Origin of the sequence: Microcoleus sp. w2-18bC1, from assembly GCF_036700365.1 — a bacterium.
In the GTDB taxonomy this organism is placed as follows: domain Bacteria; phylum Cyanobacteriota; class Cyanobacteriia; order Cyanobacteriales; family Microcoleaceae; genus Microcoleus.
The window spans coordinates 1-10,535 of the sequence record NZ_JAUBOS010000108.1 but is presented as its reverse complement, the minus strand read 5'-3'; the positions used below and the strand labels follow the sequence as shown (position 1 = coordinate 10,535).

The following is a 10,535-nucleotide window of genomic DNA, read 5'->3' as shown; positions in this document are numbered from 1 at the left end:
AAAATTACAAAAATAGATGTTTGCTTACTTGGCATTTTAACTGTTAGTTTAGCATACCAAGTAAGGAAGAACCTAAATTTCTTGCTGGATTTCCCGCTACTTTGCCGCAATTAACCAAACTCCCTATCAGGGATTGAAACGCACTTCCTTTTACAATCTAATTGACCTCCGAGGCGGGCCGCAATTAACCAAACTCCCTATCAGGGATTGAAACACTAAGTACAAATATTCAGCCTATACACCCTATTACGCCGCAATTAACCAAACTCCCTATCAGGGATTGAAACAATTCAAAGAGTCGATGTACTGCACTGACATATCGTAAGCCGCAATTAACCAAACTCCCTATCAGGGATTGAAACATTTGTACGACGCAATCGACTCATTGGCAGTGCAGCCGCAATTAACCAAACTCCCTATCAGGGATTGAAACACTTTCTCAAAAGTAACATACTAATATTATTGCCGCAATTAACCAAACTCCCTATCAGGGATTGAAACCATTTTGACAACCCCATCCCCACTGAAAAACGCGCCGCAATTAACCAAACTCCCTATCAGGGATTGAAACCACAAAGAGCATCGCAAATATGAGGGCGTAGTCGCTGATCAAGCCGCAATTAACCAAACTCCCTATCAGGGATTGAAACGAAAAAGCGTATAAATTACTAGGACTTGACTAATGCCGCAATTAACCAAACTCCCTATCAGGGATTGAAACTCTAGAACAATCGCTGCACAAACAGTTTAAATTGGGCCGCAATTAACCAAACTCCCTATCAGGGATTGAAACCGGTTGGCTTCAAATTGTTGGCTGTCCGATCGCCCCGCCGCAATTAACCAAACTCCCTATCAGGGATTGAAACTTCGTAAATAGAAATTGCTGGTTGAATTTCTTTAATGCCGCAATTAACCAAACTCCCTATCAGGGATTGAAACTATGTCAGCCAGCAGCAGCGCCAGCAAGAAGCTGAAGCCGCAATTAACCAAACTCCCTATCAGGGATTGAAACCTCTGGCTTCTCATCCGCATCGAACGCAATGATGAAGGCCGCAATTAACCAAACTCCCTATCAGGGATTGAAACCTACGGTACTTCCTCTGGCACTAATCCAGGGGAGGGCCGCAATTAACCAAACTCCCTATCAGGGATTGAAACTGGGCAAGTACGCGGGATTTGTCTATGGCGTGGCTGCGCCGCAATTAACCAAACTCCCTATCAGGGATTGAAACACTGTTTCGCCTCGTTCTGTGACTCTGTAACCTGGCCGCAATTAACCAAACTCCCTATCAGGGATTGAAACTTTTGAGGTAAGTTGATTAATTTACCCTCAAGTGCTGGCCGCAATTAACCAAACTCCCTATCAGGGATTGAAACTGTGCTAGTGCGGTAATGAAACCCGCTGCCAACGCAGCCGCAATTAACCAAACTCCCTATCAGGGATTGAAACTGTTTACAGGTTTAAGGTGAAATAGCGATGGAAGAGCCGCAATTAACCAAACTCCCTATCAGGGATTGAAACCATTGTGGCAGACACAGCGGACAAGTTTATTGCGGTTGCGCCGCAATTAACCAAACTCCCTATCAGGGATTGAAACGAAATCGTTCAACTTGCGGGATTCGCCCGTATGTTCGCTGTACGACTAACGCCGCAATTAACCAAACTCCCTATCAGGGATTGAAACGGCTATCAAGGCACATCTGGGAAACCGAAATTTCCTCAAGCCGCAATTAACCAAACTCCCTATCAGGGATTGAAACAACGAGCTACAGGTTCCGCAAGCTCACGGGATTGCCGCAATTAACCAAACTCCCTATCAGGGATTGAAACGCCTACGAAATCAAATCTGAACCTGACATTACCTTGCCGCAATTAACCAAACTCCCTATCAGGGATTGAAACGGAAGTGGCTCTTGATCCCACGGGTCGTTTGCGGCCGCAATTAACCAAACTCCCTATCAGGGATTGAAACATTCACAATTAGAAGATCAATTATATGCAAGGTGCCGCAATTAACCAAACTCCCTATCAGGGATTGAAACCCGAAAATGCGAAGATAGTCGCTTCCTTTGAGGCGCCGCAATTAACCAAACTCCCTATCAGGGATTGAAACGCCACCATCAGTTCGTCACCGCCAACTGGCCCGAGCCGCAATTAACCAAACTCCCTATCAGGGATTGAAACCTGATACCTCAAAAACAAATCAACTAAGGAAAAGAATAGCCGCAATTAACCAAACTCCCTATCAGGGATTGAAACATTGCAGAAGTAAAAGGATCGTATACTATTTCTCGCCGCAATTAACCAAACTCCCTATCAGGGATTGAAACAAGAGAGATAGTAAAAAGCACTTTTCACTACCACGCCGCAATTAACCAAACTCCCTATCAGGGATTGAAACATCGGTGCGATCGCTCAGGCACTCAATTTTCCCAGGCCGCAATTAACCAAACTCCCTATCAGGGATTGAAACCTTCAGGCTGAGCTTCTTGAACTTTATCTTGCGCTGCCGCAATTAACCAAACTCCCTATCAGGGATTGAAACAAAGGAGAAGAATTCGGAACGTGGGATATTTACGATGCCGCAATTAACCAAACTCCCTATCAGGGATTGAAACGTCTCAAGGACAAGATACCTCACTTTTTGTTTGGGAGCCGCAATTAACCAAACTCCCTATCAGGGATTGAAACGTAATTTTTGGCTTTTGGGCTATTTTATCAGCCCTGGCCGCAATTAACCAAACTCCCTATCAGGGATTGAAACAAATAAAAGTCAATCTTTTATGTTCGGGGTTGGGCCGCAATTAACCAAACTCCCTATCAGGGATTGAAACGAAGCTCGCGACTGCGTAGTCACCGAGCAAAAAGCCGCAATTAACCAAACTCCCTATCAGGGATTGAAACTTTTAGATATGCCCACAAAACCCATTAAAAAAGCCGCAATTAACCAAACTCCCTATCAGGGATTGAAACAATTTTTACAATGGATTTAGCTCGATCTTCAGAGCGCCGCAATTAACCAAACTCCCTATCAGGGATTGAAACTGCACCCCTTTTTTGATAGCTCCTACCACCATACTGCCGCAATTAACCAAACTCCCTATCAGGGATTGAAACAACTAGAACTGCAACTGACTTACTAATTAATAACGCCGCAATTAACCAAACTCCCTATCAGGGATTGAAACGGCTGCATTGGTAAGTGGAGACAGGCAAGACGACTGCCGCAATTAACCAAACTCCCTATCAGGGATTGAAACCGATTGTCCATTGTCCACTTTGGCAGTTATTGCGAGCCGCAATTAACCAAACTCCCTATCAGGGATTGAAACTTCTACCGACGCTGCGAAAAGACTTGCTCGCATTTACGCCGCAATTAACCAAACTCCCTATCAGGGATTGAAACCTCAATGCACCACAGCAAGATATTTTCCTAAAAAGCCGCAATTAACCAAACTCCCTATCAGGGATTGAAACATCAATCAAAAAATTGATGACAAAATCGAAAAAATCACGCCGCAATTAACCAAACTCCCTATCAGGGATTGAAACCTTGGCATCGCCTCGCCGGATTGAATCGACCCGGGCCGCAATTAACCAAACTCCCTATCAGGGATTGAAACGATCAGAATCCCCCCAAGAATCGCTTCTTCGGGCCGCAATTAACCAAACTCCCTATCAGGGATTGAAACCATATTTTTCTTCACCCATAAACTCATTAATCATTGCCGCAATTAACCAAACTCCCTATCAGGGATTGAAACCAGATCGCTCCCGCGCCATCACAGCAATTATCGACGCCGCAATTAACCAAACTCCCTATCAGGGATTGAAACTTTGCCGGGTGCGAGTTTCCGGTGGCGATTTTAAAAGCCGCAATTAACCTAACTCCCTATCAGGGATTGAAACGAATAAAAGAGTAAAAAACAAATTAAGCCACAATAAACCTAAATTCCCTCTTCACTTGAGATGACAATGACAATTCGGCTTTTCAATCAAAGACTCAACCAAAGCATTCAAAGCAACCGCCGCCAATAATCCGCCGCCAAAAGTCCCCACAGTCGTAATATAAGCAACACCCGATCGCACTAACCGCCGTTTCGCCACCGGAGAATGACTAAAACCGATCGGCATTCCAATTACCAAAGCCGGTTGCAATTGCCCACACTCGATCGCCTCGCAAACCGCCATCAGCACAGACGGCGCATATCCTATCACCAATATACATCCTTTTTCCAGTTTCAACAACTTTTCAAACCACTCACCCTGCCGCCAGAATTCCTGTTCCGCTTCCGCCGCAGCATTGATGTGCGGGTCATTAATTAAAGTTGCAATACTTGTTCCTAAATGCGCCAATCTAGTTTGATCCAAAGCCGCAAAAACAGGCGGCGCATCAGCCACAATTTGACACTGAATTTTCAAAGCTTCCCGCGCCGATTTAATCGCCGTTTCGCTCAACTTCACAAACGGCAGCAGCGAACAATCACCGCAGGCTAACACCAATTTAGAAAGCAAGTCTACCTCAATTTCCGAGCGATCGGCCAAATCCGGCAACAAATGCTGCAACGACTCCCCAAAATCCTCCGGGTGAGTGTGCGCCCCCGCATCCCAACCCTCCCAAAGTTGTTCCAACTCATCCAACCCCCCCTCAGTTTCCGCCTGCAACAGCCTTAATTGCGCCAAGGCGTCCGCTTGCACAGCTTGACAGGAAATATCCCGCCCCAGCAATCCTTCCAGCGCCGAAGCCGTTTCTCTGAGGCGAACAATTTGCTGAATAACCGACAGATATTGGCGTTGCAGAGTCGCCATCAGCGCATCAGGGGAAGCATCCGCGTCTGTTTCTAACAGTTTGCGGATGTGAGACAGTTGAAAGCCTTGCTGCTTGAGTGCCACTATTCTTTGGAGTCTTTGCACATCGCTGCGGGTATACAATCTGTAGTTAGAGGTCGATCGTACCGCCGGAGATAGCAGCCCCAAAGCGTGATAATGTCGCACCATCCGAGGGGTAATTGTGCCTTTTACCGCTTCTGTAAGTTGTTTGATTGTCAGGTATTGTTGCATGGGATTTTTTAACCGCAGATATGGGCGGATAAACGCGGATGGACGCAGATGGGTATGGATGGTTATTGAGTTTTGTAATTTTGTTGGGTTTTACTCTTGACATTGACATTAATGTCAACGTTTAGGCTACAGGAGTCATTCTACTAAATCAAGCTTTACAAATGACTTCTAATTCTTTGTCACTTTCTCGCATCTCCCAGTTAGCCGAAGAACATCCAGATGCTGTGACTGCCGCCCTGTGCGGAATTCTAGTAATCTTGGGTTCGCTAGCCCTGCAATTCGGCTGGCTGGGTGTAGCCGTGTTAATCTTGCCCGCAGCTTATGTTATCGGCGGCTATTCCAGTACCCGCGAAGGCTTAACTACCCTTTTTCAAGAACGCGAATTAGATGTAGATTTGTTAATGATTGTCGCTGCTTTGGGCGCGGCCGGTTTGGGGCTGTGGCGGCAAGAATATCATTTAATTGTTGACGGTGCGGTGTTGATTTTAATCTTTGCAATTAGCGGCGCGCTTGAAGGTTATGCTATGCAGCGGACTGAACGCAGCATCCGCAGTTTGATGAGTTTGACGGCGGATACTGCTAGGGTGGTAATGTACGGCGGGGAACGAGAAGTTGCGATCGACAAATTGGAAATTGGCGATTACATTTTAGTCAAGCCCGGAGAAATCATCCCCACAGATGCGATAATTATTGAAGGCTACAGTGCGATCGATCAAGCCTCGATTACGGGCGAGTCGATGCCCGTGGAGAAAACCAGCGGCGATGAAGTCTATGCAGGTACAATTAACGGTGTCGGCGCGCTGAAACTCGAAGTTCATAAAACTCCAGAAAGCAGCTTGATTCAGCGAGTGATTCGGCTGGTTCAAGAAGCGCAAACAGCAGCGCCACCTTCTCAAATGTTTGTGGAAAAATTCGAGCGCGGATATGCCAAATTAATTGTCGGTTTAGGCTTGCTGCTGGCAACTTTGCCGCCCTTTGTTTTGGGCTGGAATTGGGAAGAGACAATCTATCGGGCGCTGATTTTCCTAGTAGTCGCCTCCCCATGCGCGCTGATGGCTTCGATTATGCCGGCGCTGCTTTCGGGAATTGCTAACGGGGCGAGACAGGGGATTTTGTTTAAAAGTGGCGCCCAATTAGAGATGATTGGTAAAGTCAGGGCGATCGCCTTTGACAAAACCGGAACTCTCACCACGGGAAAACCTGAAGTTATCCAAATTGTACCAGCAGCCGGATATACTGAAACAGAAGTTCTGCAATTGGCAGCAGCCCTAGAAGCTCATTCCGAACACGCGATCGCCCACGCAATTGTCAGCGCCGCCCAGCAGCAACAGTTACAATTGTCAACCGCTACCGACGTACAAGCAAAAATCGGTCAAGGAATAGTCGGCAAAGTCAACAATCAAATCATTACCATTGGTAAAGCCGAATTTGTCGAATCAACTTCCGAATTGACTCAAATCAGCCAGCACTTGCAAGCCGAAGGTAAAACAGTTGTTTGGGTGGCAAATGGCGCTCAGCTTTTGGGAATCATTGCAGTAGCAGATACCCTCCGCCCCGAAGCAGCAGCAACGGTAAAACGCTTGCAAAAATTAGGCGTAGAACATATAATTATGCTAACCGGCGACAACGAGCAAACAGCTCAACATATCGCGCGTCAATTAGGCATCAAAGAAGTGTACGCCGAACTTTTGCCAGAAGACAAAGTGCAGGCAATTAAACAACTGCAAACCCAGTATCAAACTGTAGCAATGGTCGGAGACGGTATCAACGACGCCCCCGCCCTAGCTCAAGCTTCCGTGGGCATTGCGATGGGGATTTCCGGCAGCGATGTTGCTTTAGAAACTGCTGATATCGTATTAATGGCAGATAAGTTAGAACAACTAGCTAAAGCAATTAGTTTGGGCCGCCGCGCTCAAAATGTTGTCAAACAAAACATTGTTTTTGCACTCAGTTGCATTATACTGTTACTGGCTGCCAATTTCCTCGGAAACATCACCATGCCTTTAGGCGTAATCGGTCATGAAGGGTCTACAGTAATAGTCACATTAAGCGGTTTGCGACTGCTCAGAAATTAGACCAATCGAGACAGAGAAAGAGTGATATCAAATCCGCTCTTCATCGCAATTATTAGTCTCTCTCTTCTCTTCCTCTGCGTTCTCTGCGTTCTCTGCGGTTAAAAATTCCAAATATTAAGAAAAACTACAATCTGTGTTTTGTTACTAAAAACACGCTAGGGTCAAAAGTATAGAATCATACCAAAACCTGAAGTTGCTCGAAAATGCAATAAAAATTAACCTAGAAAAAGTCGAGAAAATGGTATAGAACTGGTTGCACCAAGAGCAATGGAAAACAAGTTTTCTGTTGGAGGCAATATGAACGAAAAAGTCATTGGGGCCACGCGAAACGTTGCAATTGTTGGCCCTTATTTAAGCGGTAAAACCGCACTGCTGGAAAGTTTGCTATCGGTAACAGGAGCAATTACCCGCAAAGGAAATGTCAAAGATGGCAACACAATAGGTGATAGTTCGCCGGAAGCACGCGATCGCCAAATGAGCGTAGAAGTAAACGCCGCCACCGCTGAATATGAAGGCGTCCGCTTCACATTTCTCGACTGTCCGGGCTCGGTAGAATTTGCCCAAGAAACTTACAATGCGCTGATTGGTGTGGATGCCGCGATAATTGTTTGCGAACCCGTTGCCGATCGCACTTTAACCCTCGCACCCCTGTTTAAATTCCTCGATGATTGGGAAATTCCCCACCTAGTTTTCATCAACAAGATCGATCGAGCTTACACAGACGAAACTACTTGTGGCACCAACTTCACCGAGGTGATCGACGCGCTCAAATCCGTTTCCAGTAGACCGATCGTACCTCACCAATATCCGATCGGCAAAAACGAACAAATCATCGGTTTTATCGACTTAGTAACCGAACAAGCTTACCACTACCATCCGGGCGCCGCCGCAGATCCCGTCCCGCTTCCAGAACACCTCAAAGCACAAGAAAGCGCAGCGCGGCAGGAAATGCTCGAAGAATTGGCGAATTTTGACGACCATTTACTCGAAGAATTGCTCGAAGAAATCAATCCCGACGCCGAAGAAATTACCCGCGATTTAAAGATGGAATTAGGCGCAGATTTAATTGTGCCAGTATTCATCGGCATGGCCGAACAAGATTTCGGCGTGCGGCCCCTGCTGGAAGCTTTGTTGAGGGAAGCGCCGACACCCGACACTACAGCCGATCGCCGTGGCATTATACAAAGTGAAAACAAAGTTCTGGCCCAAATCCTCAAAACCTATTACACGCCCCAGGGAGGGAAACTATCGTTAGTGAGAATGTGGCGGGGGACGCTGGCAGACGGAGCAATTTTGAACGGCGTTCGAGTTAACGGTTTGTACCGCTTGACCGGCCAGCAAACGCAAAGTTTGCAGTCTGTCAGCGCGGGGGAAATTGTGGCTTTGGGAAGGCTAGAAGGCGTGAAAACAGGCGATACGCTGGCGATTGACAGATCGGAAGAATTGCCAAAAGCCGAAATCATCCCGCCTGTCTACGCACTGGCGATCGTCCCAGAAAAGCGCAACGATGAAGTTAAGCTGAGCTCCGCTTTAGCTAAATTGCTAGAAGAAGACCCATCTTTAGTCTGGGAACAGCACGGCGACACTCACGAAATTATACTTTGGGGTCAAGGCGAAATCCACCTGAAAGTAGCCTTAGACAGGTTGCGCCGCAAGTATAACTTGCCGATGGTAACTCACTTACCGCAAGTGCCGTACAAAGAAACCATCCGCAAACCAGCATCTTCCATCCACGGGCGCTACAAACACCAAAGCGGCGGGCACGGACAGTTTGGCGACGTGTACCTCGACATTCAACCGCAGCCACGAGGCGAAGGCTTCAATTTCACCGACAAAATAGTCGGTGGCGTCGTCCCAAAACAGTATATTCCCGGCGTGGAAGTGGGAGTGCGGGAGTATTTGGATCGCGGCCCGCTGGGTTTCCCGGTGGTAGACGTAGCGGTGACGCTGACGAACGGTTCCTACCATTCTGTGGACAGTTCCGAACAAGCTTTCAAGCAAGCGGCGCGTTTGGCGATGCAGGAGGGAATGGCGAAGTGCGAACCGGCATTGCTGGAGCCGATCGCCAAAGTTGAAATTTGCGCTCCGAACGAGTGTACATCAAAGGTGTTGCAGTTGGTCAGCGGACACCGCGGCCAAATTCTCGGCTACGAAGGTAAAAAAGACTGGAAGGGATGGGATGCAGTTTCTGCTTATTTGCCGATCGCAGAAATGCAGAATTTGATCGTAGAATTGCGATCGCAGACAATGGGAGTCGGATTTTTTAATTGGGAGTTCGATCGATTGCAAGAAGTGCCGGAACCTTTAGCTAAGCGGGTTTTGCTAACGACTGGCGGCAATGGAAACGGCAACGGTAAAAGTTAGGTAATTGTCTTAAAAAACCCGGTTTCTTCAATAAACCGGGTTTTTGCACGAGTTGCAATTAAAGTTTATTGGGTTCAATTCCCATTTCTGGGATTATTGAGTTAACTTACTTAACGCTGAAATAATATTCTCAGCTAGCATTAACGCAGTTCTCGCTTCTCTTTGTAAGTTAAACATAGTATCTTCATAATCAGCTTTATTCCTAAGTTCTCTCAATATACTTAAATTTTCACCTATTTTGGTCATATTTTTCATTTTAGTTGGGTGGTATATAAATTCTTTTGCTACATATTGATGTTCGTTGATATCGCGATTCTTACAAAAAAGTCTTGGGTCTTGTTCAATGTCGCGCAAGTAATTTCGCGCTAGGCAAAATGTCGAATAGTATGCTCTACTTATCGCCGATCGCAACTTGGCTTCCCTGTTAGGTGAACTGTCACTATTCGTGGCAGCTAACTCTTGAGCTAAATTCAAATATTCAGACCAATCAAATCTCATTTGACTCCCATTCAAGGCTAATATGTAAATCATTTTTGGGGGCAGCTATTTTAGCTTCGAGCCACCAACTATCATCAAGGATGTTTAACTTTGCAAAAGCTTCCTCGACTTCGAGTTTAGTGTAGATAGCAATCCACAGCGATCGCCAGTTGGCAATTTCTGGATCTGTTTTCACTTCCAAGCCTAATCTTTCCGTAGGAAATAGCGCTCGGATGCGATCGTAAGCTTCCAGAATCAAAGGTACGATCGCTTCTTGTTCCATCATGATTTGAAAACTTTCTAGAGGGTTTTCAACCGCGTACAGGCTTTTGATTTTATTAAAAGATGCAATTAAATTGTCAAAGGCTTTAGCTATTTCAGAGGGATTTTCCATTTCTTCAGGTGGCTGAGGAAAGGAAGGGCTTAAATTTGCAGCATCCGTGCTGTAAATGCTGTCACTTGTCGGCTGGTATCGTTTGTCTGTATCGGCTCAATAAGTAGGGGTAGCAGTTATTCTAGTTGCCAAGATAAGCCCAAGGGATGAAGAGAAGACTTGG

General features: G+C 46.2%; 5 protein-coding genes and 1 CRISPR repeat array. Of the genes, 2 read left to right on the top strand and 3 right to left on the bottom strand.

Translation table 11 applies throughout. The features are described 5' to 3' along the window. Positions 1-103: 103 nt before the first annotated feature. Positions 104-3,910: direct repeats of the CRISPR family, unit length 37 nt; unit sequence GCCGCAATTAACCAAACTCCCTATCAGGGATTGAAAC. Positions 3,911-3,961: 51 nt separating this feature from the next. After that, positions 3,962-5,062: a precorrin-8X methylmutase gene (locus QT979_RS27830; protein WP_333312276.1), complete on the bottom strand. Its 1,101-nt coding sequence runs from the start codon at positions 5,060-5,062 to the stop codon at positions 3,962-3,964. Between the two features lie 161 nt (positions 5,063-5,223). Between QT979_RS27830 and QT979_RS27825 the strand changes: the two genes are divergently transcribed. Beyond that, positions 5,224-7,137 carry a heavy metal translocating P-type ATPase gene (locus QT979_RS27825; protein ID WP_333312275.1) on the top strand — a complete coding sequence of 638 codons (1,914 nt, stop codon included), beginning with the start codon at positions 5,224-5,226 and terminating at the stop codon, positions 7,135-7,137. A 297-nt stretch (positions 7,138-7,434) separates the two neighbouring features. Continuing rightward, positions 7,435-9,501: an elongation factor G gene (locus tag QT979_RS27820; protein ID WP_333312277.1), complete on the top strand. Its 2,067-nt coding sequence runs from the start codon at positions 7,435-7,437 to the stop codon at positions 9,499-9,501. A gap of 93 nt (positions 9,502-9,594) precedes the next feature. On the opposite strand, the gene QT979_RS27815 is transcribed toward QT979_RS27820, so the two are convergent. Together QT979_RS27815 and QT979_RS27810 are read right to left on the bottom strand one after the other, a co-directional pair. After that, positions 9,595-9,999, bottom strand: a complete 405-nt coding sequence (locus QT979_RS27815; protein WP_333312274.1) for a HEPN domain-containing protein — start codon at positions 9,997-9,999, stop codon at positions 9,595-9,597. Further along, a complete protein-coding gene (locus QT979_RS27810; protein WP_333312273.1) occupies positions 9,989-10,372 on the bottom strand; it encodes a peptidase in 384 nt (127 codons plus the stop codon). The genes QT979_RS27815 and QT979_RS27810 overlap by 11 nt, the downstream gene beginning before the upstream one ends. Positions 10,373-10,535: the final 163 nt, after the last annotated feature.